The sequence below is a fragment of the Robiginitalea sediminis genome (genome assembly GCF_002198115.1).
In the GTDB taxonomy this organism is placed as follows: domain Bacteria; phylum Bacteroidota; class Bacteroidia; order Flavobacteriales; family Flavobacteriaceae; genus Robiginitalea; species Robiginitalea sediminis.
Map to the genome: position 1 here is coordinate 280,092 of NZ_NGNR01000004.1, position 26,781 is coordinate 306,872.

30 protein-coding genes and 5 tRNA genes are annotated in these 26,781 nt (G+C 54.1%); 16 read left to right on the forward strand and 19 right to left on the reverse strand.

Annotation, left to right across the window (positions count from 1 at the left end):
• Window positions 1-3: 3 nt before the first annotated feature.
• From rplK to CA832_RS13770, 15 genes are all read right to left on the reverse strand, one after another.
• The gene (gene rplK / locus CA832_RS13700) at window positions 4-441 is read right to left on the reverse strand and encodes a 50S ribosomal protein L11 (protein ID WP_088342202.1); all 438 of its coding nucleotides are present in this window, start codon (window positions 439-441) and stop codon (window positions 4-6) included.
• 130 nt (window positions 442-571) lie between these two features.
• A complete protein-coding gene (gene nusG, locus CA832_RS13705; RefSeq protein ID WP_088342203.1) occupies window positions 572-1,123 on the reverse strand; it encodes a transcription termination/antitermination protein NusG in 552 nt (183 codons plus the stop codon).
• 12 nt (window positions 1,124-1,135) lie between these two features.
• On the reverse strand, window positions 1,136-1,324 hold the full coding sequence (gene secE, locus CA832_RS13710; protein WP_088342204.1) for a preprotein translocase subunit SecE: 189 nt from the start codon (window positions 1,322-1,324) through the stop codon (window positions 1,136-1,138).
• A gap of 150 nt (window positions 1,325-1,474) precedes the next feature.
• A tRNA-Trp gene (locus CA832_RS13715) sits at window positions 1,475-1,547 on the reverse strand.
• Between the two features lie 74 nt (window positions 1,548-1,621).
• On the reverse strand, window positions 1,622-2,809 hold the full coding sequence (gene tuf, locus CA832_RS13720; protein WP_088342205.1) for an elongation factor Tu: 1,188 nt from the start codon (window positions 2,807-2,809) through the stop codon (window positions 1,622-1,624).
• 219 nt (window positions 2,810-3,028) lie between these two features.
• Window positions 3,029-3,100: transfer RNA gene (locus tag CA832_RS13725), tRNA-Thr, on the reverse strand.
• 86 nt (window positions 3,101-3,186) lie between these two features.
• Window positions 3,187-3,259, reverse strand: a tRNA-Gly gene (locus CA832_RS13730).
• Between the two features lie 113 nt (window positions 3,260-3,372).
• A tRNA-Tyr gene (locus tag CA832_RS13735) sits at window positions 3,373-3,455 on the reverse strand.
• A 25-nt stretch (window positions 3,456-3,480) separates the two neighbouring features.
• A tRNA-Thr gene (locus CA832_RS13740) sits at window positions 3,481-3,554 on the reverse strand.
• An 86-nt stretch (window positions 3,555-3,640) separates the two neighbouring features.
• On the reverse strand, window positions 3,641-3,958 hold the full coding sequence (gene hpf, locus CA832_RS13745; protein WP_088342206.1) for a ribosome hibernation-promoting factor, HPF/YfiA family: 318 nt from the start codon (window positions 3,956-3,958) through the stop codon (window positions 3,641-3,643).
• A 27-nt stretch (window positions 3,959-3,985) separates the two neighbouring features.
• Window positions 3,986-4,876 (reverse strand): tyrosine-type recombinase/integrase, encoded by an 891-nt coding sequence (locus tag CA832_RS13750; protein WP_088342207.1) that lies wholly within the window; start codon window positions 4,874-4,876, stop codon window positions 3,986-3,988.
• A gap of 81 nt (window positions 4,877-4,957) precedes the next feature.
• Entirely contained in the window at window positions 4,958-5,152 is a 195-nt protein-coding gene (rpsU, locus tag CA832_RS13755; RefSeq protein WP_088342208.1) for a 30S ribosomal protein S21, read from the reverse strand.
• Between the two features lie 69 nt (window positions 5,153-5,221).
• Window positions 5,222-6,361, reverse strand: a complete 1,140-nt coding sequence (locus tag CA832_RS13760) for an acyl-CoA dehydrogenase family protein (protein ID WP_088342298.1) — start codon at window positions 6,359-6,361, stop codon at window positions 5,222-5,224.
• 34 nt (window positions 6,362-6,395) lie between these two features.
• Window positions 6,396-7,220, reverse strand: a complete 825-nt coding sequence (locus CA832_RS13765; RefSeq protein WP_088342209.1) for a ComEA family DNA-binding protein — start codon at window positions 7,218-7,220, stop codon at window positions 6,396-6,398.
• A gap of 28 nt (window positions 7,221-7,248) precedes the next feature.
• On the reverse strand, window positions 7,249-9,312 hold the full coding sequence (locus CA832_RS13770) for an amino acid carrier protein (RefSeq protein WP_088342210.1): 2,064 nt from the start codon (window positions 9,310-9,312) through the stop codon (window positions 7,249-7,251).
• 363 nt (window positions 9,313-9,675) lie between these two features.
• Here CA832_RS13770 and CA832_RS13775 point away from each other — a divergent pair, with 363 nt between their 5' ends.
• From CA832_RS13775 to CA832_RS13790, 4 genes are read left to right on the forward strand one after another with little or no spacing between them, the layout of a single operon-like run.
• On the forward strand, window positions 9,676-10,365 hold the full coding sequence (locus CA832_RS13775) for a DUF1538 domain-containing protein (protein ID WP_198944492.1): 690 nt from the start codon (window positions 9,676-9,678) through the stop codon (window positions 10,363-10,365).
• 12 nt (window positions 10,366-10,377) lie between these two features.
• The gene (locus tag CA832_RS13780) at window positions 10,378-11,154 is read left to right on the forward strand and encodes a DUF1538 domain-containing protein (protein ID WP_088342211.1); all 777 of its coding nucleotides are present in this window, start codon (window positions 10,378-10,380) and stop codon (window positions 11,152-11,154) included.
• Entirely contained in the window at window positions 11,151-11,498 is a 348-nt protein-coding gene (locus CA832_RS13785; RefSeq protein WP_088342212.1) for a P-II family nitrogen regulator, read from the forward strand. Before CA832_RS13780 ends, CA832_RS13785 begins: the two co-directional genes overlap by 4 nt.
• 17 nt (window positions 11,499-11,515) lie before the next feature.
• The gene (locus tag CA832_RS13790) at window positions 11,516-11,914 is read left to right on the forward strand and encodes a CBS domain-containing protein (RefSeq protein WP_088342213.1); all 399 of its coding nucleotides are present in this window, start codon (window positions 11,516-11,518) and stop codon (window positions 11,912-11,914) included.
• Window positions 11,915-11,926: 12 nt separating this feature from the next.
• Here the strand turns inward: CA832_RS13790 and CA832_RS13795 are convergent, their stop codons facing one another.
• Genes CA832_RS13795 through CA832_RS13805 form a run of 3 tightly spaced genes read right to left on the reverse strand, consistent with a single transcriptional unit; the run spans window position 11,927 to window position 13,551 of the window.
• Complete coding sequence (locus CA832_RS13795) at window positions 11,927-12,949, reverse strand: potassium channel family protein (protein ID WP_088342214.1); 1,023 nt, start codon at window positions 12,947-12,949, stop codon at window positions 11,927-11,929.
• A gap of 2 nt (window positions 12,950-12,951) precedes the next feature.
• A complete protein-coding gene (locus CA832_RS13800) occupies window positions 12,952-13,179 on the reverse strand; it encodes a PspC family transcriptional regulator (protein ID WP_088342215.1) in 228 nt (75 codons plus the stop codon).
• 60 nt (window positions 13,180-13,239) lie between these two features.
• Complete coding sequence (locus tag CA832_RS13805; RefSeq protein ID WP_088342300.1) at window positions 13,240-13,551, reverse strand: rhodanese-like domain-containing protein; 312 nt, start codon at window positions 13,549-13,551, stop codon at window positions 13,240-13,242.
• Window positions 13,552-13,774: 223 nt separating this feature from the next.
• Here CA832_RS13805 and CA832_RS13810 point away from each other — a divergent pair, with 223 nt between their 5' ends.
• From CA832_RS13810 to CA832_RS13865, 12 genes are all read left to right on the forward strand, one after another.
• Window positions 13,775-14,227, forward strand: coding sequence for a MarR family winged helix-turn-helix transcriptional regulator (locus tag CA832_RS13810; protein ID WP_088342216.1), 453 nt, complete (start codon window positions 13,775-13,777; stop codon window positions 14,225-14,227).
• Window positions 14,228-14,231: 4 nt separating this feature from the next.
• Window positions 14,232-14,888, forward strand: a complete 657-nt coding sequence (locus CA832_RS13815) for an NAD(P)H-dependent oxidoreductase (RefSeq protein WP_233131839.1) — start codon at window positions 14,232-14,234, stop codon at window positions 14,886-14,888.
• Between the two features lie 46 nt (window positions 14,889-14,934).
• Window positions 14,935-15,522 (forward strand): YceI family protein, encoded by a 588-nt coding sequence (locus CA832_RS13820; protein ID WP_088342218.1) that lies wholly within the window; start codon window positions 14,935-14,937, stop codon window positions 15,520-15,522.
• A gap of 231 nt (window positions 15,523-15,753) precedes the next feature.
• Window positions 15,754-17,151 (forward strand): anthranilate synthase component I family protein, encoded by a 1,398-nt coding sequence (locus CA832_RS13825; protein WP_088342219.1) that lies wholly within the window; start codon window positions 15,754-15,756, stop codon window positions 17,149-17,151.
• Window position 17,152: 1 nt separating this feature from the next.
• A complete protein-coding gene (locus tag CA832_RS13830; RefSeq protein ID WP_088342220.1) occupies window positions 17,153-17,722 on the forward strand; it encodes an anthranilate synthase component II in 570 nt (189 codons plus the stop codon).
• Complete coding sequence (gene trpD, locus CA832_RS13835; RefSeq protein WP_088342221.1) at window positions 17,719-18,714, forward strand: anthranilate phosphoribosyltransferase; 996 nt, start codon at window positions 17,719-17,721, stop codon at window positions 18,712-18,714. Before CA832_RS13830 ends, trpD begins: the two co-directional genes overlap by 4 nt.
• 112 nt (window positions 18,715-18,826) lie before the next feature.
• The gene (trpC, locus tag CA832_RS13840) at window positions 18,827-19,612 is read left to right on the forward strand and encodes an indole-3-glycerol phosphate synthase TrpC (RefSeq protein ID WP_088342222.1); all 786 of its coding nucleotides are present in this window, start codon (window positions 18,827-18,829) and stop codon (window positions 19,610-19,612) included.
• The gene (locus CA832_RS13845) at window positions 19,609-20,280 is read left to right on the forward strand and encodes a phosphoribosylanthranilate isomerase (protein ID WP_088342223.1); all 672 of its coding nucleotides are present in this window, start codon (window positions 19,609-19,611) and stop codon (window positions 20,278-20,280) included. Before trpC ends, CA832_RS13845 begins: the two co-directional genes overlap by 4 nt.
• Window positions 20,277-21,464, forward strand: a complete 1,188-nt coding sequence (gene trpB / locus CA832_RS13850) for a tryptophan synthase subunit beta (RefSeq protein WP_088342224.1) — start codon at window positions 20,277-20,279, stop codon at window positions 21,462-21,464. Before CA832_RS13845 ends, trpB begins: the two co-directional genes overlap by 4 nt.
• A gap of 4 nt (window positions 21,465-21,468) precedes the next feature.
• A complete protein-coding gene (gene trpA, locus CA832_RS13855; RefSeq protein ID WP_088342225.1) occupies window positions 21,469-22,245 on the forward strand; it encodes a tryptophan synthase subunit alpha in 777 nt (258 codons plus the stop codon).
• Window positions 22,242-22,472: a hypothetical protein gene (locus tag CA832_RS13860; RefSeq protein ID WP_088342226.1), complete on the forward strand. Its 231-nt coding sequence runs from the start codon at window positions 22,242-22,244 to the stop codon at window positions 22,470-22,472. Before trpA ends, CA832_RS13860 begins: the two co-directional genes overlap by 4 nt.
• 71 nt (window positions 22,473-22,543) lie before the next feature.
• Window positions 22,544-24,061 carry a M20/M25/M40 family metallo-hydrolase gene (locus CA832_RS13865; RefSeq protein ID WP_088342301.1) on the forward strand — a complete coding sequence of 506 codons (1,518 nt, stop codon included), beginning with the start codon at window positions 22,544-22,546 and terminating at the stop codon, window positions 24,059-24,061.
• 55 nt (window positions 24,062-24,116) lie between these two features.
• Here CA832_RS13865 and CA832_RS13870 read toward each other — a convergent pair whose 3' ends face one another.
• Window positions 24,117-26,663 (reverse strand): phosphoenolpyruvate carboxylase, encoded by a 2,547-nt coding sequence (locus tag CA832_RS13870; protein WP_088342227.1) that lies wholly within the window; start codon window positions 26,661-26,663, stop codon window positions 24,117-24,119.
• Window positions 26,664-26,781 lie beyond the last annotated feature (118 nt).

Genomic DNA, 26,781 nt, shown 5'->3' on the forward strand with positions numbered 1-26,781 from the left:
AGTTTAAAAAGGGCGTTTACCGGACACCTTCAGCCCCATGGAACGGGCGGTGCCCGCTACCATGCTCATAGCCGATTCGGTCGTAAAGGCATTCAAATCCACCATCTTGTCTTCCGCGATGGTACGGATCTGATCCCAGGTTACACTCCCCGCTTTAGAACGGTTGGGTTCGCCGGATCCCTTTTTAACCTTTGCCGCTTCCAATAGCTGTACAGCCGCCGGAGGTGTTTTGACGACAAACTCGAAAGATTTGTCGGCATAAACGGTGATAACAACAGGCAGGACTTTCCCCTGCTTGTCCTGCGTACGCGCATTGAACTGCTTGCAGAACTCCATGATGTTAACGCCGGCAGCACCTAAAGCGGGTCCAACCGGTGGCGACGGGTTCGCAGCACCTCCCCTAACTTGTAGTTTAACTACTTTACTTACTTCTTTTGCCATTGTTAAAAATTAATTTTCAACTCCCGGCCGTTTCACCCCGGCCGACTGTTCCTCCCGGATCTGACCCCGGGATAAGTAAAAGTGAGTTTAATTTGGAAGCAACGTCACTTTTAAGCGTAACAGATATTTTTCAGACTTTTTCTACTTGCATATAGCTGAGCTCCAGCGGTGTTTTCCGGCCAAAGATCTTCACCATCACTTCCAGCTTGCGCTTTTCCTCGTTGATCTTTTCAACCGTACCGTTGAAGCCATTGAACGGTCCGTCTATAACCTTTACAGTCTCTCCCAGCACAAAGGGGATAGCCACTGCATCGGTACTGACTGCCAGCTCGTCCACTTTACCCAGCATGCGGTTTACCTCGCTCTTGCGAAGCGGCACCGGATCTCCGCCTTTGGTCTCACCCAAAAAGCCGATCACATTGGTAATGGAGCGGATCACGTGGATCATCTCCCCTACCAGATGTGCCTTAACCATGATATAGCCGGGGAAGTAGACGCGTTCCTTGTTGATTTTCTTTCCATTGCGGATCTGCACGACCTTTTCGGTAGGCACGAGAACTTCTTCCAGGTATTCCCCGAAACCGTGGCGTTCCACCTCGCTTTCGATATACCCTTTAATTTTGTTCTCCTGGCCGCTTACCGCCCGGACTACATACCACTTTTTCTCCAGTACTTCAGACATCTATCCCTGGCCTTAACCGATTAATGCATCGAAATACACCTGGATAAGCTTGGAAAAGAGGGAATCCACGGCCCAGGTGGCCAGTGCAAAAATGATGGAGAACACAGCTACAATAACCATAAGGTTGGAAGCCTCTGCCCGAGTCGGCAGGGTAACCTGGTGCCTGAGTTCTTCGTAAGACTCTTTAACGTATGAAAACATATCCAGCTATACTTGTTTAATGGCGGGCCTTCCGCCAACTGCCGGAAACCGGCAGCCCATTTTACTTGTTGCACGGGAGGAGAGACTCCCTGAAGGACTTCGCCTTCAGGATAAACTTTCTCGTCTCGTGGACTTCAATTCTACTTGTTGCACGGGAGGAGAGACTCGAACTCCCGACACCCGGTTTTGGAGACCGGTGCTCTACCAACTGAGCTACACCCGTATTCACAGTGAAAGGGTACCTTCCCGAAATGATCAGGACGGGACCCCTCACTGTGCCTGATTAAACCTTAAGGCTTAATCCAGAATCTTGGTCACCTGGCCGGCACCTACGGTACGTCCACCTTCGCGGATCGCGAAACGCAGACCTACGTTGAGGGCGATCGGCTGGAGCAGATCAACAGTAATGGTCAGGTTGTCACCAGGCATTACCATTTCCACACCGTCAGGCAGTACAATAGTTCCGGTTACGTCTGTGGTACGTACGTAGAACTGAGGACGGTAGTTGTTGTGGAACGGCGTGTGACGTCCACCTTCTTCTTTTTTCAGGATATAGACCTCAGCCTCGAATTTGGCGTGCGGCTTAACAGATCCCGGCTTGCAGATTACCATTCCGCGCTTGATATCTTTCTTCTCGATACCGCGCAGGAGGATACCTACGTTGTCACCAGCCTCACCGCGGTCGAGGATCTTGCGGAACATCTCAACACCAGTGATAGTGGAAGTGAGCTTCTCAGCTCCCATACCGATGATCTCAACGGGGTCACCGGTTTTGGCAACACCAGTTTCGATACGACCGGTAGCAACAGTTCCACGACCGGTAATGGTGAATACGTCTTCAACCGGCATGAGGAAATCTTTATCTACATCGCGCTGGGGCAGTTCGATCCAGTTGTCTACGGCTTCCATCAGCTCCATAACGGTATTTACCCATTTCTCCTCGCCATTGAGGGCACCCAGGGCAGATCCGGCGATAACCGGGCTGTTGTCTCCGTCATACTCGTAGAAAGAAAGCAGTTCGCGTACTTCCATTTCAACCAGCTCCAGCAGCTCCTCGTCGTCTACCATGTCTACCTTGTTCAGGAAAACAACGATACGCGGGATACCTACCTGGCGTCCGAGCAGGATGTGCTCACGGGTTTGAGGCATAGGACCATCGGTAGCAGCAACCACCAGGATAGCACCGTCCATCTGAGCAGCACCAGTTACCATGTTCTTAACGTAGTCGGCGTGACCCGGACAGTCTACGTGTGCATAGTGACGGTTCGCGGTCTGATACTCTACGTGAGAGGTGTTAATGGTAATACCCCGCTCTTTTTCTTCCGGGGCGTTGTCGATGGAGTCAAAGCTGCGCAGTTCGGACAGACCTGCTTTTGCCAATACCGTGGTGATGGCAGCTGTCAGCGTAGTTTTACCGTGATCGACGTGTCCAATGGTACCGATGTTTAAGTGCGGTTTGGACCGATCAAAAGTTTCCTTAGCCATTGTTAATGAATTTAATCTTAGTTTATATTAGTGTACTTGTGTTTATAAGCCACCAGCCCCTGCCCTGCCCTCTCAGGCAATTGCAGAATCCGATAGCCTGCCTTGCTTCCATTTACGGGAAACAATATGTCTTGAACCACCACCGGGCGCCTTTAAAAAAGGAACCCTTTATCACCTCAGTGCCGGGGTCCGAAGCCCGCAATGACTTCAATACTTTAGAGCCAACGACGGGAATTGAACCCGTGACCTCTTCCTTACCAAGGAAACGCTCTACCCCTGAGCTACGTCGGCTTGTTGGCGCAAGGTCCTTTTCAGGGGCATACCGCTTACCTTTCGGAAAGGGTATGGGCACCACAAACGCTTGCCCAAGGTCTTAGAGCGGGAGACCGGGTTCGAACCGGCGACATTCAGCTTGGAAGGCTGACGCTCTACCAACTGAGCTACTCCCGCATTACTTAAATTCCAATATTTCAAATACCAAATTCCAAACTTCCCAGCTCCAATTCCCATTGGTATTTGGGATTTGGAATTTGTAATTTACTCAAGCCATCGGCTTGAGTTTGTGGGGAGAGCAGGATTCGAACCTGCGAAGGTGAAAACCAACAGATTTACAGTCTGTCCTCGTTGGCCGCTTGAGTATCTCCCCGAACCCTAATTTTTAAGAACTTACGAGCCGATGGAGGGACTCGAACCCACGACCCCGAGATTACAAATCACGTGCTCTAGCCAGCTGAGCTACATCGGCTTAATGGGCCTTTTTTAAGCATAAAAAAGTCCGCTATTTCTAACGGACTGCAAATGTAGATAATTATTTATTTAAACAAAACTATTTCATAAAAATTTTAGGCCGGTTTGGACCTTTGGTTTGCTTTTCTTTTTGACCAGTTTTCGCTCCAGGGAACTACAGGCAGAATCGATGGCTTCCTCGAAGGATTTACACTGTTTTTTCACGATAAACGTATCCTTGGGGACATGTAGTTTGATCTCAGCCGCCTTGTTTTCCTTAGCACTGGAATTAACCAACTTCAGGAAGACTTCGGCCTGGATCACGCGGTCGTAAAACAGATCGAGTTTGTCTAGCCTTTTCTGTGCAAAATCAAGGAGCTTGCCATCTGCCGTAAAGTTCACGGATTGTGTGGTTACTTTCATACGCCGCCAATTTTTAAAGGTTAGCAATCAGTCTTTGTTCCTGGGGTGCGCAGACCCGTGTATGCGCTTGAGTTCTGCAATACTGTTGTGGGTATACACCTGTGTGGAGGCCAGGGAGGCATGCCCAAGCAACTCCTTCACCGAATTCATATCCGCACCCTTGTTGAGCATATGTGTGGCAAAGGTGTGCCTGAGAATGTGTGGACTTTTTTTTGCCTTTGCCGACACTATTCCAAGATACTTATTTATAATGCGATAAACAAGTGTCGGATACATTTTACCCCCGGAGGCGGTCAGGAACAAAAATGGCGAATCTTCCAATGGAAACTCGGCTTTCCGCAGGTCCAGGTAGCGGGCAATTTGCTGGCGCAGATTCTCTAGTAACGGGATAATACGCTCCTTGCTGCGCTTACCCAAAACCTTAAGGGTCCCGTTTTCCAGGTCCAGGTCCTGCAGCAGAAGCCCGATAAGCTCCGCCCGCCGTATCCCCGTAGCGTAGAGCAGCTCCACAACCAAGCGGTCCCGCGCCCCCTCAAACTTATCCTCTTCCGGCCACTGGGTTAGCAGGGCCCGCATCTCGGCCTCGGAGAAGGGTACCTCCACTTTTTTATCGGTCCTCAAGGGTTTGTGTCCAGCCAGGGGGTTGGCTGCCACTTTCCCTGAGCGAACCAGGTACTTGTAATATGCCTTCAGGGAAGCTACTTTCCGGTTGATGGTCCGGTTGGTCCGTCCGTTTTCCATAAGGTCAATCACCCAATTTCGGATAACGGCATAAGGCAGGTCTTCGAGGTTTTCCGTGTCCTGGTGATCCCGGCAATACGCCGCGAATGCCTCCAGGTCCCGAACATAGGCCCGCACCGTGTGGGAGGCGTATTTCTTTTCCAGGGCCAGGTATTTCTCAAAGGCAGGCACACTCATAGCCTAAAGGTACGCATTGGGCAGGCATAAAAAAACCCGGCCTTTGGGGGCCGGGTACTATGGGTTCGGGAGCACTATAGACTACAGGTCCTCCAGGTCCCTCAGGCGTTGTACGTAACGTGCTTTAAGGACTTGCTGACGACGGTCTATTGAAGGCTTGGTGAATTGCTTGCGCTGGCGAAGCTGGCGCATAGTTCCCGTGCGGTCGAATTTCCGCTTGAAGCGCTTCAGGGCTCTATCGATATTTTCTCCTTCTTTAACAGGTATGATCAACATAGGCTACCACCTCCTTTCTTTTGCGAATTGCGGGTGCAAATATAGGGGCAATCGGTAAATGCCCGACAATTATTTCAAAATATTTTTGGCGATGACCACCTTTTGGATCTCGGTGGTGCCTTCTCCAATAGTGCACAATTTGGAGTCGCGGTAGAACTTTTCAACCGGAAAATCCTTGGTATAGCCATATCCTCCATGGATCTGTACCGCTTCGTTGGATACCCGTACACATACCTCGGACGCGTACATCTTAGCCTTTGCACTCATCAGGGTAACGGGTTTTCCGTGGTTCTTCAGGAAGGCCGCTTTATGCACCAAAAGCTCAGCAGCCTCAATTTCAGTTGCCATTTCGGCCAGCTTAAAGGAGATGCCCTGGAAGTGGCTGATGGGCTTGCCAAACTGCACCCGTTCTTTCGAGTATTTGAGGGAGGCTTCGTACGCCCCCTTAGCAATACCTAGAGACAGGGCACCGATGGAAATCCGCCCGCCGTCCAGGACTTTCATGGATTGGATAAAGCCCTCCCCTACTTCCCCCAGACGGTTTTCGTCAGGGATCCGGCAATCGGTGAAGATGAGCTCCGCGGTTTCACTGGCGCGCATTCCCAATTTATCTTCCTTCTTCCCGCTTTTAAACCCAGGGGTACCCTTTTCGATAACAAAGGCGGTCATCCCTCGGCTGTCTCCTTTTTCCCCTGTGCGGGCCACTACCACAGCAATATCGCCGCTAATCCCATGGGTAATGAAGTTCTTAGCACCATTAAGGACCCAGAAATCCCCTTCCCGCTTTGCGGTGGTGTTCATTCCCCCGGCATCAGAACCGGTATTGTGTTCGGTAAGCCCCCAGGCTCCGATCCACTCCCCCCTGGCCAGCTTGGGAATCCAGCGCGCCTTTTGAGCTTCATCCCCGAATTCCAGGATATGGTTAGTGCAAAGTGAATTATGGGCCGCTACAGACAACCCGATGGAGGGGTCTACTTTGGAAATTTCTTCAATTATGGCGATGTACTCGTGGTAACCCAGGCCCGAGCCGCCTAAGGATTCCGGAACCAGGACTCCCATAAAACCGAGTTCGCCGGCTTTTTTGAAGACCTCCACCGGGAAGGTTTGCGCCTCGTCCCATTCCATGATATGAGGGCGGATGTATTGCTCGGCAAAGGCACGGGCAGAATCGGCCACGTGGAGCTGAGTCTCAGAGTATTCAAAATTCAAACCGGATTCCGTTTGAGTTAGCATAGCCATTTTTTTAAAGGTCCAAATATAACCCAATTCTCCCAATTTTATCCGAGGCAATACCTGGGACGGAATCCAATTGGGAAAGTTTTAAGAAGGGGCCGTTCGCCTCGCGGTACCGTACAATTTCCACGGCCACTTCCCATGAAAAGTAGGGGACCCCGGCAAGGACCTCAGCCGTGGCGCTGTTCAGGCGCACCTTGCCGACCTCCGGGGGGTGGCAGACCCGGAAGCGTTCCATGGCACGCCGTGCCACCTCGGGTGCCAGCCCGTAGACATCGTAAAGCTGGGTAGGGTGCAGGAACCCGCCCAGGAGTTTTCGGTATTTTATGATACGCCGGGAAAGCACGGGGCCGATTCCCCGTACTTCCATAAGGGTCGCTTCATTGGCCGTATTCAGGCAGCCCAATTGCCCCTTGGGTGGTGCCCGGTTTTCTCTTGGAAAGGACATGTGGGGTTCCAGTCGGGAAGTTTCCTCATCGGTGAGGCCGGCCACCCGCTGAAGGGTTTCCATGGTGTACAGGGTTCCCCCTCTGGCCCGGAAAGCATACAGACTATCCAGCTGGGCGGCATGCAGCCCGAGTACGTAACCCCTGGAATCGTCCAGGCGGTTTGGGTCGGTGCGTCCCGGGGCTGGTTTCCCTGGCCCTGCAATCGTAAGACTGTCGGTAAACCCCTGCATGAGGGAATCCAGGACCATGTCCGGAAGTGGGGGTTCCCTTAGGTATTCCGAAAGGGTAAACCTCAGGTGGACCATTAATAACAACAGCAACAGGAAAAAGAAAATCCCACTCCGCAGGCGCAATGGGTGCCCTGAGTGGGATTTTTTTCGCCGCATCCGCCAAAGTTACACCGGCGGCCTGCGCTTATTTTGCAGCTTTCTTAAAAAGCTGGTTGGCTTTGAGCTTCTTAAAGTACTGGTCCAGGTCTGCCCGTACTTCTCCGCTCATCAGGTAAAGCCCGATGATATTCGGGAAGGACATAGCCAGAATCATCATGTCTGAGAAATCCAGCACCGCACCCAGGGAAACAGAGGCCCCGATTACCACAAAGACCAGAAAGAGCAGTTTATAGGCCATCTCCACTTTTTTACTCTTGCCGAAGAGGTAGGTCCAGGCCCGCATGCCGTAATAGGACCATGAAATCATGGTGGAGAACGCAAAGAGGAAAACGGCTATACCCAGGACATAGGGGAACCAGCTGAACACACTCCCGAACGCGTCGGAAGTAAGCTGGGCACCTGCCATGCCTTCCACCTCGTGCATCCCGGTAAAGATCAGCACCAGGGCGGTAAGGGTACATACCACTACCGTATCGATAAAGGGCTCCAGCAGGGCCACAAACCCTTCGGAAGGTGGGTGGTTGGTCTTGGCCGTACTATGGGCAATGGCCGCCGAGCCTACCCCGGCCTCATTGGAGAAGGCAGCCCGTTGGAATCCGACTACCAGTACCCCGATAATCCCTCCTTTAAGGGCACCCGGATTAAAGGCCCCTTCTACAATGGCAGAAAAAGCAGGACCAATATTCTGTATATTCATAATGATGACCGCCAGGGCCGCGAGCACATAGATGGTTGCCATAAGCGGCACTACCCGCCCTGTTACTTTGGCGATGCTCCGGATCCCGCCGATGATCACCACCCCTACCAGGATAGCAGTCACCACCCCAAACCAGAAGCCATTGCCCTGAAGGACGGTAAACTGGCCGGCGAGTTGTTCGAAGGACTGGTTGGCCTGGAACATATTGCCTCCACCAAAGGAGGCCCCCACGGCCAGCACGGCAAAAACGCCCGCCAATACACGCCCAAGGCCTTTCAGGTTCCGCTTCTCAAGGCCGTAGCGCAGGTAATTCATAGGTCCTCCGAAAACCCTTCCATCGGGCAGGATATCGCGGTATTTCACACCAAGGGTACATTCTACAAACTTGGAAGACATCCCTAGCAGGCCACAGACTATCATCCAGAAGGTGGCTCCGGCCCCGCCAAGGGAAACGGCCACCGCTACCCCGGCGATATTCCCAAGCCCTACGGTACCGGAAACGGCGGTAGCGAGTGCCTGGAAGTGTGTAACCTGCCCGGGGGCATCCGGGTCGTCGTACTTGCCCTTGGCCAGGTCTATGGAGTGGCGGAACCCCCGGATGTTGATAAAGCCCATCCGCAGGGTAAAGAACGTTGCACCGAGAACCAGCCAGATTACGATAAAGGGAATCCCGTTGGAAATCGGGTCCCCGTTGGGGTGGGTCATGACCACCGGCTGGTCGTAGTGGATTTCGGCCAGGTAATGGGCTCCTTGTTGTATAACATCTTCCGGGTTGTTCGCGTCGTATATCACGCCGCCTTCTGCCACCAGGTGGTTCACCGTACCGGCAGCTTCTGCCATTACGGTGATATCGCTTCCCGCACCTCTGGAAACCACGGCAACGGCATCGCCCTTGGCTACCTTCTGGCCTTCAGCGGCAATCCAGCGTTTGAGGACAAACCTGTCGGTAACCTCGGGGCTCCACCCCGGGATGGGCACCCGTTTCTTCTCGGCATAGACCACAGGGTCATACAACCCGAAAGCTGCAAAAGGATCCCAGAACAGTACATCGCCCAGGGCATTTACCGCCGGGGTCATGGTCCCGTTGAAGATTTCGGCAATAGCCTCGGTAGGTACGGTATACACCCGTGTAACGCTGTTCCCCCGGGCATCGGATATCACCACGGTATAGGGAATGCCTTCGGTAAGGCCTGTTGCCTTGTCCGAACTTAGGGGCGTACCCTGGTTGCTCCACTTATAGACGTACGGGGGGGTACCGCCCGAGACGCTGAGGCGTACGACGCCATCGTTGATGTTGGTGGAGGGGTTATTGATGCTTTCCTTTACCTGCAGGTCTTGGGCAGCCAGGTTCAGGAAAAAGCAACTCAGTACTAGGGTACAAAAACGCTTCATAGAGGGAGAGTATGTTTTAGTGGGTTCGGCTTGCGTGCGGCCAATATCCTAAAAAAAATTAACCCTATCAAATTCCGAAGGCAGAAACCGGAAGTGTTTTCTGCGGGTTTTCCACTGAGAACCGCACCCTGGGAAAAGGGGGTTCCCCTTCCGGCGTATTCTCCCAAACAGCAAGGGGCCTGCCCACAGATATAGGTTTGTTTTACGGGGAATATAAGTATCTTTAAATACACGGTCCGGTCTGGGTTGGCCGGCTCGAGGCAAAAGGTTAAAATCGCCCACCGGGCGCCACCACAATCCATGGCGAAAGGAAATCTAGTGGCATCGAAATTACCCCTCCTGAAAAAGCTGGGGGCAGCGGTCATGGACCTTATACCCATTGTGGTGGTGGTGGCTTTCTTCCAGATCCTGGTTATACGGCAACCCTTTCCGGATGCGGCAGACCTCGCCCTGGGCAGTGCGTTTGTGGTATTCGGGCTGTTCCTCTTTATAGAAGGGCTTGAAATCAGTCTGTTTCCCATAGGGGAAACCCTGGCCTATGCCCTGACCAAAAGGGGCAGCCTGCCCTGGCTATTGGTTTTTGCATTTTTACTCGGGTTTTCCACCACCATTGCGGAGCCCGCACTTATTGCAATCTCAAAACAGGCCGGCAGGATTGCGGCCGATGCCGGGCTGTTGGCCCGGGACCCGGAGGTAGTGGAATCTTACGCCCTCGGGCTGCGGATTTCCGTTGCCCTGTCAGTTGGGTGTGCCGTTTTGATAGGGGTGATCCGGATCCTGAAGGGGTGGCCCGTATATACGGTGATCATAGGAGGGTATATCGCCGTGATGCTCATTACCCTGGTGGCCCCGGAAGAGATTGTGGGGTTGGCCTACGATGCAGGCGGGGTGACCACCAGCACCATCACCGTCCCGCTGGTTACTGCACTGGGGGTAGGCCTCTCCCGAAGTATCCGGGGGCGCAACCCCCTGACCGACGGGTTTGGGCTCATAGCCCTGGCTTCCCTCCTGCCGATGATCTTTGTAATGCTTTATGGCCTATTCTGGTTTTAATGTCTGTAGCCCATGAATGAACTCCTGACCGCCTTTGCCAGCACCCTTTCCAGCACCGCCATGGATGTCCTGCCTATCGCGGCCATTATTATCTTTTTTCAGGGGGTTATCCTGCGGCAACCGGTACCCCACCTCAAACAGGTGGTCATAGGCGGCATCTATGTTATCCTCGGGTTGACCTTTTTTCTGTTGGGCCTTGAAAAGGCACTTTTTCCACTGGGCGACCTGATGGCCCAGCAGCTGGCATCCCCATCATTCCTGGGCATTGAGCAGGGCGAAACCGCCTCCTGGGGTTCCTATTACTGGTTTTACCTTTTCGCCTTCCTCATCGGTTTTTCAACGACCATAGCAGAACCCTCCCTGATTGCCGTGGCCTTCAAGGCAAACGAGGTATCTTCCGGGACCATCAGTCAGTGGGGACTTCGGATAACGGTGGCCCTCGGGGTTGGGGTGGCCCTGGCCGTCGGCGCCTTCCGTATTATTACCGGCACCCCGTTGTACCTTTATATCTTGGTGGGGTACGTCGTGGTTGTCATACAAACGCTTTTTGCCCCGAAACAGCTCATTGCCCTGGCCTATGACTCCGGAGGGGTAACTACTTCCACTGTTACCGTGCCCATTGTCGCGGCCCTGGGGATTGGGCTTTCCAGTTCCGTGCCCGGCAGCAACCCGGCCGTGGACGGCTTTGGCCTGATTGCCTTTGCCAGCCTGTTTCCGATCATCTCCGTTCTGGGCTATGCCCAGATACGGCATTATTTAGACCACAAACCCAAAACAACACTCCAATGAGATTTAAGCTGATCATGGTTTATGTAAAACCAAGCCTAACCGATAAACTCGTGGACATTATGAAGTCCGAGGGGGCTACCGGGGCCACCATTACCCCTGCACGGGGTACCGGGGTCCGGGAAGGGAAGACCTTTTTCGGCCTGTCCATAGAACACCGGACCGATGTGGTCACTTTCCTTGTGGAGGAACACATGGTCCAGAAATTACTGGATGCCATCAACACCCAATGCGAGTTTGCCAAACCCGGAACGGGAATTGCCTTTGTCCTGCCCATAGAACACGCTATTGGCCTTGAGAGCCAGATGGGCATTTTCAGGGACCAGGCGAGAGACGAATACCTATAACCTTAAACCCTATGACTATGCCCACCCGCGATTACCAGAGTGCCAGCGAGATGATGGACAAAAAAATGATCTACATCGACGGCCTGGCTACGGCAAAGGAGGCCGTGGAGACCATGCGAAGGGAAAACGTAGATGCCCTTATTGTGAAAAAGCGGACTGAAAAGGACGCCTTCGGCATTGTTACCATCCGGGACCTGATAAACGGGGTGGTGATCCCGGACCGGACATCCCTGGAAGTCAATGTCTTTGAAATCATGGTGAAGCCTACCATAACCATCCCTCACGATATGGATGTGCGCTATGTGGCCCGGTTGTTTATCCGGCTCGATATCTGGGAAGCCCCCGTAGAGCAAGACGGGAAACTGATCGGGATGATTTCCCTCTCGAAGATCATTATGAACAACGTCCTGTTCTGAAAAGGAACAGATTCAGACGGCCTCTCCCGGGGCGATCTGGAACATATTGTTGAGCTTTCGGATCTGGTCCGGCCTGCCCAGCACTATTACCTTGCTGCGGGGTTCCAGGGGCATATCTGCCTCGGGGTTGATGATATAGGTCCCATCCGGCTTCACATATCCGATAATGGTACAGCCCGTCTTCCGGCGCAAATCCAGGTCCCGCAACGTGTTACAGTCTACCTGGTTGGTAAAATCCTCAATATGCACCTCCTCCAGGTTCGTAGTGTGCTCCCCTTCTAAAGACAATTTATCCATAAAGGTGATCAGGTCCGGCAGGACTACCAGAGAGGCCATATGGTCGCCCCCGATCTTGTCCGGCATAATCACCTTGTTGGCTCCTGCCAGCTGCAGTTTTTTCTGGGAGGTAATCTGGGAGGCCCGGCTGATGATGATCAGGTCCGGGTTAAGCTGGCGGGCCGAGAGGACCACAAAAAGGTTAGCCGCATCGTCCGGGAGGGTGGCAATCAGGTAACTGGCGCGCTTAACGCCTGCGGCGAGCAGCACATCGTCCTCATTGGCATCGCCTTCCACAAACAGGTTTTCCTCCTCGTACCGCTCGATGATTTCCCGGTCCTTTTCAATGATGACGTGGGGCCGCTTGTATGCCCGAAGCCGGGCTGCCGCCTGGGAACCGTTCCGTCCGAAACCGCAAAGGATGACGTGGTTCTGCAGTTTGTCGATCTGTTGTTTCACTTTCTTCTTTTTTAGGAGTTGGAGGGAGTTTCTGCTAAAGATGTATTCGGTGACCACCGAAATGGCAAAGGCCACGATAAAAACGCTGGCTATGATCAGAAAGACCGTAAACAGGCGCTCTTCCATGGTAAGGGGCCGCACCTCCTGGAACCCGACCGTCGTAATGGTAATGATGGTCATGTAGAGGGCTTCGGCCCAGGAAAAATTGGCCAGGAACCGGTAGCCCACAATCCCGATGGTCAGGATCATGACCATCAGGAAGATGGCCAGATAGATTTTAGATCGGAAGAATCTGAGCATGGTTACAAATCAAAAACAGAAGTTCTCTTGGTATAAATCAGGTCCTTTATCCGCAGCCAGAAAGCCAGGAACAGATAGAGGGCAAACCCAAAGCCCAGGGTAACAAAGGTCAGGTAAATAAAGGTCGTCCGAACCACCCGGGTACGAATCCCCAGACGTTCGGCGATGCGGCGGCTCACTTCAAAGCCCCGCTTCTGGAAATAATACAGGAGGCGGTAAAACAGGTTCACACCTTAAAAATAGGGAATTCCGGATTCTGTAGAGGCATCCCGGGGTAAAAACAAACGCAATCAGGCGATCACGTCGCCCTCCCACTCCAGCATGCCACCCTTCAGGTTGAAGGCGCGTTCAAAGCCGCGGCTGTTCATCAGGGCACAGGCCTGCCCGCTCCGGTTGCCCGAACGGCAATAAACATAATAACTCTTCGATTTGTCGAGTTTTTCGATTTCCTCCAGGAAACCGGCCCCCATGTAGAAATCGATATGGATGGCCCCGGGAATAATCCCGTCCTCCACTTCTTCCTCGGTGCGGACATCCAGGATAACGGCATCGGCGTCGCCCTGTAATTGTGCGGCCCATTGTTCTTGAGTCAGGTCTGCCATAGGTACTGCAATTAATAAGGATGTAAAGGTACGATATCCGGCCGTAACCATGCCAACCTTAAAGCCAGGGAAATGACCTGCCTTGGCATCGAAACCTTTCCCCTTGGTTTCCACTGTACCCCTAAGAGGTTCTTAAACACGAATTAACAAATATTTATGCCTTGCACCCGTTTGCTGACCAAAAAGAAAACATACATTTGTATATACAATTATTGTAGCAACAATGAACGTGGAACAAATCCTGCAAACCAAAACCCCGCTGCCCCTGAGGCAACGTTCGGTCATCCACCTGGTATTGGTGCACTACCACGTATACGATACCCTGACCCAGGCGCTGAAACCCTTTGAGGTTTCCGTTCCCCAATTCAACGTGTTGCGAATCCTGAGGGGGCAAAAAGGGGAACCGGCAAACCTGAGCACTATCAACGGGCGTATGATCAACAAAATGAGCAATACGACCCGTCTGGTAGACAAGCTTATTGCCAAAGGCTTTGTGAGACGAAACATCTGCCCGGAAAACCGGCGGAAGGTGGAAATCTTCCTTACCGACCAGGGGGCGGAATCCCTCAGGGAAATGGACAAGGCCGTTGCCGGTGCCGAAGCCACGCTCATGCAACACTTTTCGGACCAGGACCTTAAAGACCTGAATAACCTGCTGGACCAAATCGAATCCTGAACCTATGTCAACTGTAACACAAAACGAAATGCACATCGGGCTGGAAGCCCTCAAATGGCGCTACGCCACCAAACGCTTCAATCCGGAGCGCGAACTGACCGAAGAAACCCTCAATAGCCTGCTGGAAGCAGCACGACTTGCCCCTTCTTCCTATGGATTACAGCCGTATCGGATTTTTGTAATCCGCGACAGGGCCATCCGGGAAAAGCTCCGGGAAGCAGCCTGGAACCAGCCACAGCTTACCGAGGCCTCCTACGTGGTAGTCTTTGCCCACAATGCCGATTTCGGGCCGGAACTGGTAGACGATTACATCGACCTGGTGGCCCGTGAACGCAAAACCAACAAGGAGAACCTCAGCGGTTATGCCGACTTCATGAAATCGAAGCTCCTGGACCTCCCCCGGGAAGCCAAAAGCAACTGGACTGCCCGCCAGGCCTACATCGCCCTGGGCAACCTGATGTATGCCGCGGCCGAAATGGGCGTGGACTCCTGCCCTATGGAAGGGTTTGAAACGGAAAAAGTAAATGAAATCCTGGGTCTGGAAGTCCAGGGGCTCAGCGCTGCGGTCATCGCGACAGTGGGCTATCGCTCCGAAGACGATGTAACCCAGCATTACCCCAAAGTACGCAAGAGCCCTGAAGTGCTCTTCGAGTACCTGTAATAGCAATCAATTCCATTTATTAACACTTAAAAATCATTAACAAATCATGAAAAAGAAGTTCATCACCCTTGCCCTGGCCCTGGTAGCCGGAGCCGCCATGGCCACCGAGCCCACAGCCGAGGAGAAAAAGCAGGTCAATGCCGAAAAAAGCACGGTGACCTGGAAAGCCTACAAGGTAACCGGATCCCACACCGGGACGGTAGACCTTACATCCGGAGCCCTGATGTTCGACAACGGCCAGCTCACCGGAGGAGAATTTGTGGTTAACATGACCTCCATGACCGCCACCGACCTGGAAGGCGAGTGGAAAGACAAGTTGGTAGGCCACCTGAAATCCGACGATTTCTTCTCTGTGGAAAAACACCCGGAGTCCAAACTGGTCTTTACCAGTGTGAAATCCAATGGGAAAAACTCTTACGAGGTAACCGGCGACCTGACCATCAAAGGCATCACCAAGCCGGTAACCTTCGACCTGTCTGTGTACGGAAGTAAAGCTACCGCCACCCTGAAGGTAGACCGGGCCGAGTACGACGTGCGTTACGGTTCCGACAGCTTTTTCGACAACCTTGGGGACAAGACCATCTATGATGAGTTCGACCTTGTGGTAGACCTGGAATGGGATCCTGCCAGCTAAATGCGCTTTGAAAGCCGGCTACAGGCCGGCTTTCTTTTTTAAGGGCTTTGATTTGGAAAATGACATTTCCTTTCTATATTTGAGGCTCATGAAACCGAAATTCCATACAAACTGGTGGTGGACCCAAACTCAAGGCGAATCGTGACCTGAGCCCAGCCCGTTTGTATCCCGAATAAAAGGCTTGTCTGTCACGACAGGCCTTTTTTCATGGAATACCTAAACGCAACGAAGATGTCTTATTTGCTCAAGACGTACTATAAAAAGATCCTGGCCGATACCATTACCCCGGTTAGCGTCTACCTGAAGATCAGAGACCGGTTCCCGGGGAGTATTCTGCTGGAGAGCAGCGACTACCACGCCAACGACAATTCGTTTTCCTATATCTGCTGTAACCCCATAGCCACCTTCCGGGTACAGGGGGAAATGCTGTACAGGACCTATCCGGACGGCAACTCCGACGATATGCCCATTGGCCCGGAAACGGACGTGGCACTGGAAATCCACCGGTTTGCAGGGCAGTTCCGCGTGGATGAAAACGACTTTAAGTTCATCAACAGCGGGCTTTTTGGCTATATGGGGTACGACGCCGTGCGGTATTTTGAAGATATCCGCATCGAGAAGAAGCCGGATTCTCCTGAAATCCCGGACATCCATTACGCCGTCTACCAGAACATCATCGCCATCAACCACTTTAAGAACGAGGCCTATATTTTCGCCCATAGTTTTAAGGGGGAAAACAACATCCCGGAACTCGAGCAGCTCCTCTCGGTACAGACCTTCGCCTCCTACCGGTTTAAAAAGGAGGGGGCGCCCCAATCCAACCTTGAGGACCAGGCCTTCCTGGAACAGGTGGCCCTGGCCAAAAAGCACTGTGCCCGGGGAGATGTTTTTCAGTTGGTGCTCTCCCGCCGGTTTTCACAGGGTTTTAAAGGGGATGAATTCAATGTATACCGGGCCCTGCGCTCTATAAACCCATCCCCCTACCTGTTTTACTTCGACTATGGGGATTTCAAGATTTTCGGAAGCTCTCCGGAAGCACAATTGGTGGTGAAGGACGGAAAGGCCGAAATCCACCCCATTGCCGGGACCTTCCGCCGTACGGGGAACGATGAGCAGGACGCCGAACTGGCCAAAAAACTGGCCGCAGATGAAAAGGAAAACGCCGAGCACGTGATGTTGGTAGACCTGGCCCGCAACGACCTCAGCCGCAATGGCAATACCGTGCAGGTAGAGACCTACCGTGAGGTGCAATACTTTTCCCATGTGATCCACCTGGTGTCTAAGGTCACGGGGATGAAAAAACCGGATATCCCCACCATGAAAGTCGTGGCCGATACCTTCCCGGCCGGGACCCTGAGCGGGGCTCCCAAACATATGGCCATGCAACTGATCGAGCGTTACGAAAAGACAAGCCGTACCTATTACGGCGGGGCCATCGGGTTTATGGCCTTCGACGGGGATTTCAACCACGCCATCATGATCCGGACCTTCCTGAGCCGCAACCATACCCTCTTCTACCAGGCGGGCGCCGGACTGGTTGCCGCCTCGGACCCCGAGGCCGAACTCCAGGAAACCTACAACAAGCTCGGGGCGCTCAACCAGGCCCTGGATATCGCAGAAACCCTATAGGATGAAACAGGTTCTGGTCATAGACAATTACGACAGCTTCACATACAACCTGGTCCATTACCTGGAAGAGCTGGGGTGTGCCGTTACGGTACGTAGGAACGACAAGATCACCCTGGAAGAGGTAGGCGGGTTTGACCGCATCGTGCTCTCCCCGGGTCCCGGAATCCCCGATGAAGCCGGCCTGCTTAAGGAAATCATCGCCCGATATGCGTCCGGGAAACGCATTTTCGGGGTATGCCTGGGCCAACAGGCCATTGCAGAGGTTTTCGGCGGACATCTTTTGAACCTGGACCAGGTCTACCACGGGGTGGCGACCCCGGTAAAAGTGGTCCTGGAGGATTACCTCTTTAAGGGACTCCCTGAGGTATTCCAGGTAGGGCGGTATCATTCCTGGGTGGTAGCTCCGGACCTGCCTGAAACCCTGGAGGCCACCGCCCTTGATGAGGCCGGCCAACTTATGGCCTTGCGCCATCGGAAGTACGATGTGCGGGCGGTGCAGTTCCACCCGGAATCCGTACTCACCCCACAGGGGAAGAAAATACTGGAGAACTGGCTAAACGAAGAAGCATGAAACAGACCCTGAACAAACTCATCGAACACCACCTGCTCACCCGGGAAGAAGCCCGGCAGGTGCTTGTCGATATTGCTGCCGGGCAGTATAACACCAGCCAGACCGCCGCGTTCCTGACGGTCTTTATGATGCGCAGCATCAGCACGGAAGAACTGGAAGGGTTCCGGGATGCGCTGCTGGAACTCTGCAAGGCTGTGGATTTGGATGGGTATGCCCCTATAGACCTTTGCGGTACGGGCGGGGATGGTAAAAACACCTTCAATATCTCCACCCTGGCATCCTTTGTAACTGCAGGTGCGGGCATCCCGGTCGCCAAGCATGGCAACTACGGGGTATCCTCCAAATGCGGGAGCAGCAACGTCATGGAATTCCTGGGTATCCGCTTTACGGACGATACCGATTTTCTGAAGCGGTGTATGGACCAGGCGGGCATCTGCATCCTGCACGCCCCCCTCTTCCACCCGGCTATGAAACAAGTAGCGCCTATCCGCAGGGAACTGGGGGTAAAAACCTTCTTCAACATGCTGGGGCCCATGGTAAACCCGGCCTTCCCGAAATACCAGATGGTGGGGGTCTTTAACCTGGAGCTGGCCCGCATGTACGGATACCTGTATCAGAATACAGACAAACAGTACAGCATTTTGCACGCCCTGGACGGGTACGACGAAATCTCCCTGACCGGAGACACCAAATGGATCGGGCATGCGGGAGAAGGGATCCTCAGGCCTGCGGATTTTGGCCTGGATACCCTGGAGGCCACGGAGATCCATGGGGGTGATGCGGTGGAAGATGCGGCCCGGATTTTCCTGAATGTCCTCCAGGGCAAAGGAACCCAGGCCCAGAATGCCGTGGTTTGCGCCAATGCGGGGGTGGCCATTGCCACGGTACGCGGGGGAACGCCCCTGGAAGGCTACCAGGCAGCCTGCGAGTCCCTGGAATCCGGCAAGGCCCTGGAGGCCTTCCGGGCACTGCAGAAACTTAGTATGACCTAGGTTATGAATTAAAAAATGCCCTGCAAGGTTGGTGCAGGCCTGGCCTGTACCTTGTAAGCGGGGCGGGGGGGGGCACCCCCAAAGAACAAAGACTTGAATAAAAAAGAATAACATGAATATCCTGGAGCGTATCGCCGCAGACAAGCTAAGGGAAGTGGCCTTAAAGAAGCAGGTAACTCCGGAAGGGGAGCTCCGGCAGCACGCGCTGTTCACCAGGCCCACAAAGTCGTTGAAAGGCTCCCTTGAGCGCCTCCCATATGGAATCATTGCAGAACATAAACGACGTTCCCCATCCCGTGCCGTGATCAACCAGGGCATTGCCCTTCCGGAGGTGGTCTCCGGGTACTCGGCAGCCGGGGCCGGCGGAATCTCTGTCCTGACCGACGGGCTTTATTTCGGGGGTTCCCTGGAGGACCTGCAAATGGCGAGGGCTGCAACCGATTTGCCCCTGTTGCGAAAGGAATTCATCCTGGACACCTACCAGATTACCGAGGCCAGGGCCTATGGTGCTGATGCTATCCTGCTGATTGCTGCCATGCTGGATCCGGGCCACCTGGCCGACCTGGCTCAGTCTGCCCGGGCCCAGGACCTGGAGGTGTTGGTGGAAGTGCACGACCGGGAGGAACTGGAAGCCGTCCGGGACTGCGGGGCCGATCTTTTTGGGGTGAACAACCGGAACCTGAAAACCTTTGAGGTGGACCTGGATACCAGCCGATCCCTTGCCGGGGCCATCCCGGACGGGGCCCTGAAGGTCTCTGAAAGCGGCCTGGGCCGCCCTGAAGAGATCCGCGAACTCCGCCAGCTGGGGTACCAGGGTTTTCTCATGGGGGAATCCTTCATGAAAACCCCTGACCCGGGCGCCGCCCTCGTTGAACTGATAAAATCCCTGCACGCGTGAAGCTCAAGGTTTGCGGCATGAAATACAACCCCGCCGAGGTAGCAGCCCTGAACCCGGATTACCTCGGGTTTATTTTCTGGGAGCCCAGTCCGAGGCACTTCGACGGACCCGCACCCGAATGGGAGGAAGATGGGCCGGTCCGCGCAGGTGTTTTCGTCGATGCCCAAATCGGGGAAGTCCTGGAGAAGACGCGGGACTTTTCCCTTGGGATGCTCCAGCTGCACGGGAGTGAAAGCCCGGAATACTGCCGGGAACTCCAAAGCAGGCTCCGGGGCGCAGGGCTGGATGCCGCCTCCCTGGTGAAAGCTTTCGCCGTAGGGCCGGACTTCGATTTTGGCAAATTAGCGGCCTATCAACCGGTCTGCGATGCCTTTCTTTTCGACAGCCGTGGGCCATTACCCGGCGGGAACGGGAAGGTCTTCGACTGGTCCCTGTTGGAAGACTACGGGTTGGAAACACCGTTTTTCCTCAGCGGTGGCATCGGACCGGAGTCTATCCAGGCCCTGGAACATTTCCTAAGCATGCCCGTATCGCAGCGGTGTATAGCCCTGGATATAAACAGCGGGTTTGAAACCGCACCGGGACAAAAGGATATAACCCTGATAACGGAATTTATGAATGAAGCCTTCTGGCAAAATGCCAAAGGCGAAAAGCACGAGAAGCGATGAGTAAGTACCACGTGGATGAATATGGGTTTTACGGAGAATTCGGAGGTGCCTTTATCCCTGAAATGCTCTACCCCAACGTAGAAGAGCTCCGGCAGCACTACCTGGATATTATGTATACGGACGAGTTCCGGACAGAATTCCGCCAGTTGCTGCGGGATTACGTCGGCAGGCCCACCCCCCTGTACCTGGCCGAACGGCTTTCCGAGAAATACAAGAGCAAAATTTACCTCAAACGGGAAGACCTCTGCCATACCGGGGCGCACAAGGTAAACAACACCATTGGCCAGATCCTGATGGCCAAAAGGCTGGGTAAAAAACGGATAATCGCGGAGACCGGTGCCGGGCAGCACGGGGTAGCCACGGCCACGGTTTGCGCCCTGATGGGGCTGCCCTGCGTGGTCTATATGGGCGAGGTGGATATTGCCCGCCAGGCGCCCAATGTGGCCCGGATGAAGCTCCTGGGAGCAGAAGTCCGCCCGGCAACCTCCGGCAGCCGTACCCTGAAGGATGCTACCAATGAGGCGATCCGGGACTGGATCAACAACCCGGAGGATACCCACTACATCATCGGATCGGTGGTGGGACCCCACCCCTACCCGGATATGGTCGCCCGGTTCCAGGCGGTCATCTCCGAGGAAATCCAGGACCAACTCCTGGAAAAAGAGGGCCGGAAAGACCCGGATTACCTCGTGGCCTGCGTTGGTGGCGGGAGTAACGCAGCCGGCACCTATTACCATTACCTGGATCGGGAATCCGTTAGTATTATCGCCGCGGAAGCCGCGGGGAAAGGGATAGAAACGGGGGAAAGCGCCGCAACATCGGCCCTGGGACGTACGGGGATTATCCATGCCAGTAAAACCCTGCTGATGCAAACCGCCGACGGGCAAATCACCGAACCCTATTCCATTTCCGCCGGCCTCGATTACCCCGGTGTGGGGCCCATGCACGCCCACCTGTTCAAAACCAAAAGGGCAGACTTCATCCCGGTCACAGACCACCAGGCCATGGAGGCCGGGCGCGAACTGGCCGAACTGGAAGGGATCATCCCGGCCATCGAATCTTCCCACGCCTTCGCCGTTTTGGCCATGGGCCACATCCCGGAGGGTAGCCTGGTGGTAATCAACCTTTCCGGAAGGGGTGACAAAGACCTGCAAACCTATATAGATTACTATTCACTTGCCTGAAGACATGGAAAAATCCAAGAACCGAATCCTTACCACCCTCGAAAAACCGGGCAAACTCCTTTCCATCTATTTCACGGCGGGTTTCCCGAACCTTGAGGACACTGTCCCGGTACTGGAGGCCTTGCAGAAAGCAGGCGTAGATATGGTCGAGATCGGTTTACCTTTCTCGGACCCCCTGGCAGACGGTCCCACCATCCAAAGGAGCTCTACCCGCGCACTGCGCAACGGGATGACCACCGAACGCCTTTTTGAGCAATTGGCGCATGTAAGGAAAATGATTCACATCCCTCTTGTGCTGATGGGTTATTTCAACCCGGTTTTGCAGTATGGGGTGGAAGCCTTTTGCCGCAAATGCCAGGAGGTGGGGATTGACGGACTTATCCTTCCGGACCTGCCGCTGGAAATCTATGAGCGGGATTACAAACACCTGATGGAACCCTATGGCCTGAGTATGGCCTTTCTGATAAGCCCCCAGACCAGCGAGGACCGGGTACGACGCATCGACCAGGCCTCCACCAGCTTCATCTATATGGTAAGCTCCGCAAGTACCACCGGGGTGCAGGATGGCTTTGGTCAAGGACAGGAAGGGTATTTCAGGCGCATCGAATCTATGGGTCTGGAACACCCGCAAATCGTGGGCTTTGGCATTAGCGATTCCAAAAGCTTCCAGACTGCCACCGAAAGGGCCAAAGGGGCTATTATCGGGTCTGCCTTTGTCCGGATGCTGGACAGCGAAGGCATTGGGGGCATTGAAGCATTTATCCGAAACATAAGACCATGAAAAGCATTGCAAATGACTGGAGGCTGGTCCTGCTGCTTTGCCTTACACTGGGCCTGGCCCCATACAGCCCGGAGCCCCATTTCTGGGGTAAAATCCGGTGGGTAGCCGGTGGGGCCCGGGGGATGGCTCCCATAGACTGGTTCGATCTGATTTTCCATGGGCTGCCTTGGCTTTTACTGGTCCGACTGGTATTCCTGAAACTGTTCCGGCCCGGAAAGCTGAAATGAGGTGCGGGGACCTTGCCAATACCCATAAATTCGATAAATTTCCACTGGCTAATCCTAAATCGGATCATTCCATGACCTTCCAGACCCTTTCACGCGCCTTTTTCGTATCCTGCCTCGTAGCAAGCCTGTCCGTTGTGGGGCAGGAAGCCTCGGAACTCAAAGCCCAGGTGAGACACAGCATCGATGAGCTCGCAGCCTTTATCGCCATTCCGAATGATGCGCTGAACCACGCGGACATCAACCGCAACATCAGTTGGCTCACCGAGAAATTCACCGACAGGGGGTTTAACACCACGGTCCTGCCTACCGAAGAGGAATCCCTCTTTTTTGCAGCCCTTCCCATGGAGGCAGACAAACCCACCTTGCTGATGTACATGCATTTCGACGGGCAGTCTGTAGACCCAGCCCGGTGGGAACAGGCAGACCCCTACAAGGTGGTCCTCAAAGCCCCCGGGCCCGACGGTACCTGGGAAGAAAAGCCGTTCTCCGAATTGGAGGAGGATATCCCGGATGACTGGCGGCTTTTCGGGCGATCTACCTCAGACGACAAGGGCCCGATAGTCATGCTGCTCAACGCACTTGACCTGATGAAAAAAACCGGGAAAGAGCTGGCTTTTAACCTCAAGGTGATCCTCGACGGACAGGAAGAACGGGGCAGCAGGCCCCTGCCCGCCGCCGTGGAAACCTACCGGGAACTCCTCGAGGCAGACTACCTGCTCATCGCGGACGGACCCACGCATTACACCGGGAGGCCTACCCTGGTATACGGATGCCGTGGCATTACCACGGTTACCCTTACCACCTACGGCCCCATCAGGCCCCAGCACAGCGGGCATTATGGGAATTACGCCCCCAACCCCGGGCAGCAACTGGCACGTATCCTGGCCAGCATGAAAGACGAATCCGGGCGGGTTACCATTCCCGGCTATTACGATGGGATTACCCTTAGTCCGGAAGAAATGGAAGTGCTGAAATCGGTTCCGGACGAGGCATCCCGCATAGATGCGGACCTGCAGGTCGGGGTCACCGACCAGGTAGGCAGTTTCTACCAGGAGGCCCTTCAATACCCCTCCCTGAATATCCGCGGGTTGGCCTCCGGGTGGGTAGGCCCTCAGGCTCGGACCATTGTCCCGGCTTCCGCTACCGCCGAATTGGATCTGCGCCTGGTACCGGAAACCGATGGGACCCGCCTGAAAGGACTGGTGCGGAAGCATATTGAATCCCTGGGGTACCGGGTGACGGATTCGGAACCCGATGCAGAAATGCGCTCCGGGCCACAGCTGCTGGTACGGATGGAGGAAAGCGGGGTAACAGATGCCTTCCGAACCCCCCTGGACCACCCTTTCGGTGTCCATCTGGTAGGGTTGCTGAGTGACCAATTTGAAGAGGAAGTGGTACAAATCCGGATTGCCGGGGGTACCGTCCCGATCGCACCCTTTGTCAATGCCCTGGACATCCCGGCCTTCCTGCTACCCCTGGTAAATCCCGACAATAACCAACACAGCCCCAATGAAAACCTGAGGATCGGCCAGCTGGGGTATGGCATCCAGGCCCTGTACACGATACTGGGCACCCCTCTTTCCGAATAAGAAACCCCGAAGGAAATTCCTCCGGGGTTGATGGATTAGCGTGGCCGTGCCGGTATCAGGCCGAATTCCGGCTGGCGTTGATATTACCGTAGAGCGACCGGGTTACAATCTTTTCGTAGAGTTCCAGGTTTTCGGAACCCTTGCTGATTTGCTGCAGGGCATACTGTTGTATGACCAGCAGGGGAAGCACAATATCCTCCCGGATTTTGATGGATTCACGGGAGACCGACTCCCCTTCCATCAGCACCTTAGAGCCCGAAATCTGCAGGAGCATCTTTTTGGATAACTCGTATTCCTTAAACAGGATATTCCAGAAGGCGCTGTATTCCGGGTCCTGGTCCATATACCGGGTAAGCTCGAAGTAGCACTTGGTCAGGGACATCATACTATTGCGCATCAGTGCCCTGAAAAAGGGGACCTCCTTGTAGAGCTTTTTCAGTTCGGACAAACGTCCCTGATCCTTCACGGTCTTCAGGGCAGTCCCTATCCCGAAATACCCGGGCACATTCTGCTTGAGCTGGCTCCAGGAGCCCACAAAGGAAATGGCCCGCAGGTCTGAGAGTTCCAGCTTGGCCTTGTTCCCGCGCTTCCCCGGCCGACTGCCGATATTGGCCTTCTGGTAGTACTTCAGGGTACTGCGGTTTTCCAAATACGGGATAAACTTATCGTGTTTTTTAAGGGCGTCGTACTTCTGGAAACTCAGCTCCGAAAGCTCCTCTATCAGGTCGCGTTGGGCAGGGGTAATAATGTTTTCCTTCCCGTAGATGGTATTGGACAGGCCTGCCGTTAGCAATTGCTCACTGTTGTGGATAAACTGCTCCCGGGTCCCGAAGGTGCTGGTAATGGTCTGCCCCTGAACGGTGAGCTGTATTTCGTGGTTGGCGATATCCTTGGTCTGTGCCGCGTAAAACCGGTGGGTTTTACCGCCTCCCCGGGCAGGTGGACCACCCCGGCCATCGAAAAAGATAGCCTTGATCTTGTGGCGGCGGCATACTTTGGAAAGGGTTTCCTTGGTCTTTAGAATAGACCAGTTTGCCTTGAGGTAACCTCCATCCTTGGTCCCGTCCGAGAAGCCCAGCATGATGGTCTGCTCCTCCCCCCTGCGCCGCACGTGTTCGCGGTACTGGGGCAATTCGAAGAGTTTGCGCATCACCTCCTCGGAGGCGTCCATCCCGTTCATGGTTTCAAAGAGGGGTACAATATCGAAGCTCAGGGTTTCAGCCTGCCAGCCGCACCAGCGGAAAAGCCCGTAGACAAACAGTACGGAAAATACATCCTCCGAATTGCTGATTATGTATCGGTTACACCCGGCCTCCCCATTGCGGGCCTGGATTTCGGGCAATTGCGAGATGTTGCGCAGGGTGTCCTCCACAAGGGGGTCTTCGTATTGGGAAGGATCTACCTGCAGGGGCGCATCTACCAGAATCCGGACCAGGGCGTCTTCGCTGAGTTCATCCAGGGAGGTTTTGATCTTCCCTTCCTGAAGCAGGACAGCTTCCACCACACGCCGGTGCACCCGGTGGTCCTGACGGATATCCAGGGTCGCAAAATGCGTCCGGAACAGGCGCACCTTGTCTATAAAATGATCCAAATCCTTTTGGTACAAGCCGTAATACTGGTCTACCAGAATGGCCCTGGCCTCCAGCAATGGAGCCAGGATTTCCGAGTAGGTCAGGGATTTCTCCGTATCGAACATGGCCACATAGACCTTGGCCCGAAGCTCCTGCAGGACCTCCTGAACCCCGCGGAAGGAAATCCTCCGACCGAGCGCCTTGAGATCATTGTAATAGCATTTCATCAGGGTGGTACGAAGTTCGTCCGCCACGTCCCGGGTGATGTCCGCCCGCACATAGGGGTTCCCATCCCGGTCCCCTCCTGGCCAGAAGCCCAGCTTAATGATATTGGGGTTGTTAAAATCCTCCCGCCCGGTACTGGATTTAATGTATTGGTACAGATCCCCTACCGCATGGTAATACACATGCCTGAGGGTATAAATGATGTTTTTGGCCTCATCCAGGGGGGTGGGTTTAGTCCTGTTGATCAGGGAGGTCAGGCCCAACTGCTGAATGGTAACGTCTATTTCGTCGATCTTGTTTTCCAGAATCAGAGTGCGCAGCTCTGCAATAATATCCAGTACCGCAGGGGTATAAAACTGGGTGGGGTGCGCCGTAAGTACGATGCGCGCGCTGAAAGAATCGAGTTTCCTGGAGACCTTTTCCCACCTTTTATTCCGGCTGGCAATCTGGAAATAATCCCGGATAGACAGGGAATCGGTATGTTCGTGAAGCTTGGGAAAGGCGGCATCCTCCACACTGTCGTAGAGGACCACCTGGCGCTCCACATACTGTATAATACTGAACATCAGGTCGATGCGCTCCCTTTCGGTTTCCGCCTTGGTAAAGTCCGAAAAGAACTGGTCCAGGATTTCCGTGGGGTTCTTCCCGTCTTCCAGCCCGTGCTGGCACTGCTGAAAGAGCAGTGGGATGTAGATGCCCACATTCTCCCCTTCCGTATAGGGAAGGTTCAAAAACAGGCTGTTATACACATTGAATTTATTGCGTACCGAGCGTTTGAACTCCTTTAACCGTTCTGTCTGGCTCATATAGTTCGTTTCTTTTTAGTTCCCGGACCCCGGGATCGGACCCGGCGTACTGGCGGCTGCAAATTACATCTCCCCAGCCATGTTTCCACCTCTACGGTGCTACTGTAACAAAATAGGG

Excerpts from the sequence above, each read along its gene's own strand:
- CA832_RS13825 (WP_088342219.1), top strand. The coding sequence starts at position 15,754 with ATGTCTTATTTGCTCAAGACGTACTATAAAAAGATCCTGGCCGATACC.
- CA832_RS13750 (WP_088342207.1), bottom strand. The coding sequence starts at position 4,876 with ATGAGTGTGCCTGCCTTTGAGAAATACCTGGCCCTGGAAAAGAAATAC.
- trpA (WP_088342225.1), top strand. The coding sequence starts at position 21,469 with ATGGAAAAATCCAAGAACCGAATCCTTACCACCCTCGAAAAACCGGGC.
- CA832_RS13780 (WP_088342211.1), top strand. The coding sequence starts at position 10,378 with ATGAATGAACTCCTGACCGCCTTTGCCAGCACCCTTTCCAGCACCGCC.
- CA832_RS13820 (WP_088342218.1), top strand. The coding sequence starts at position 14,935 with ATGAAAAAGAAGTTCATCACCCTTGCCCTGGCCCTGGTAGCCGGAGCC.
- CA832_RS13860 (WP_088342226.1), top strand. The coding sequence starts at position 22,242 with ATGAAAAGCATTGCAAATGACTGGAGGCTGGTCCTGCTGCTTTGCCTT.
- CA832_RS13815 (WP_233131839.1), top strand. The coding sequence starts at position 14,232 with ATGTCAACTGTAACACAAAACGAAATGCACATCGGGCTGGAAGCCCTC.
- hpf (WP_088342206.1), bottom strand. The coding sequence starts at position 3,958 with ATGAAAGTAACCACACAATCCGTGAACTTTACGGCAGATGGCAAGCTC.
- CA832_RS13795 (WP_088342214.1), bottom strand. The coding sequence starts at position 12,949 with ATGCTCAGATTCTTCCGATCTAAAATCTATCTGGCCATCTTCCTGATG.
- secE (WP_088342204.1), bottom strand. The coding sequence starts at position 1,324 with ATGTTTTCATACGTTAAAGAGTCTTACGAAGAACTCAGGCACCAGGTT.
- CA832_RS13830 (WP_088342220.1), top strand. The coding sequence starts at position 17,153 with ATGAAACAGGTTCTGGTCATAGACAATTACGACAGCTTCACATACAAC.
- trpB (WP_088342224.1), top strand. The coding sequence starts at position 20,277 with ATGAGTAAGTACCACGTGGATGAATATGGGTTTTACGGAGAATTCGGA.
- tuf (WP_088342205.1), bottom strand. The coding sequence starts at position 2,809 with ATGGCTAAGGAAACTTTTGATCGGTCCAAACCGCACTTAAACATCGGT.
- rpsU (WP_088342208.1), bottom strand. The coding sequence starts at position 5,152 with ATGTTGATCATACCTGTTAAAGAAGGAGAAAATATCGATAGAGCCCTG.
- CA832_RS13775 (WP_198944492.1), top strand. The coding sequence starts at position 9,676 with ATGGACCTTATACCCATTGTGGTGGTGGTGGCTTTCTTCCAGATCCTG.
- trpC (WP_088342222.1), top strand. The coding sequence starts at position 18,827 with ATGAATATCCTGGAGCGTATCGCCGCAGACAAGCTAAGGGAAGTGGCC.
- CA832_RS13865 (WP_088342301.1), top strand. The coding sequence starts at position 22,544 with ATGACCTTCCAGACCCTTTCACGCGCCTTTTTCGTATCCTGCCTCGTA.
- CA832_RS13790 (WP_088342213.1), top strand. The coding sequence starts at position 11,516 with ATGCCCACCCGCGATTACCAGAGTGCCAGCGAGATGATGGACAAAAAA.
- CA832_RS13870 (WP_088342227.1), bottom strand. The coding sequence starts at position 26,663 with ATGAGCCAGACAGAACGGTTAAAGGAGTTCAAACGCTCGGTACGCAAT.
- CA832_RS13805 (WP_088342300.1), bottom strand. The coding sequence starts at position 13,551 with ATGGCAGACCTGACTCAAGAACAATGGGCCGCACAATTACAGGGCGAC.
- nusG (WP_088342203.1), bottom strand. The coding sequence starts at position 1,123 with ATGTCTGAAGTACTGGAGAAAAAGTGGTATGTAGTCCGGGCGGTAAGC.
- trpD (WP_088342221.1), top strand. The coding sequence starts at position 17,719 with ATGAAACAGACCCTGAACAAACTCATCGAACACCACCTGCTCACCCGG.
- CA832_RS13785 (WP_088342212.1), top strand. The coding sequence starts at position 11,151 with ATGAGATTTAAGCTGATCATGGTTTATGTAAAACCAAGCCTAACCGAT.
- CA832_RS13770 (WP_088342210.1), bottom strand. The coding sequence starts at position 9,312 with ATGAAGCGTTTTTGTACCCTAGTACTGAGTTGCTTTTTCCTGAACCTG.
- rplK (WP_088342202.1), bottom strand. The coding sequence starts at position 441 with ATGGCAAAAGAAGTAAGTAAAGTAGTTAAACTACAAGTTAGGGGAGGT.
- CA832_RS13810 (WP_088342216.1), top strand. The coding sequence starts at position 13,775 with ATGAACGTGGAACAAATCCTGCAAACCAAAACCCCGCTGCCCCTGAGG.
- CA832_RS13765 (WP_088342209.1), bottom strand. The coding sequence starts at position 7,220 with ATGCGGCGAAAAAAATCCCACTCAGGGCACCCATTGCGCCTGCGGAGT.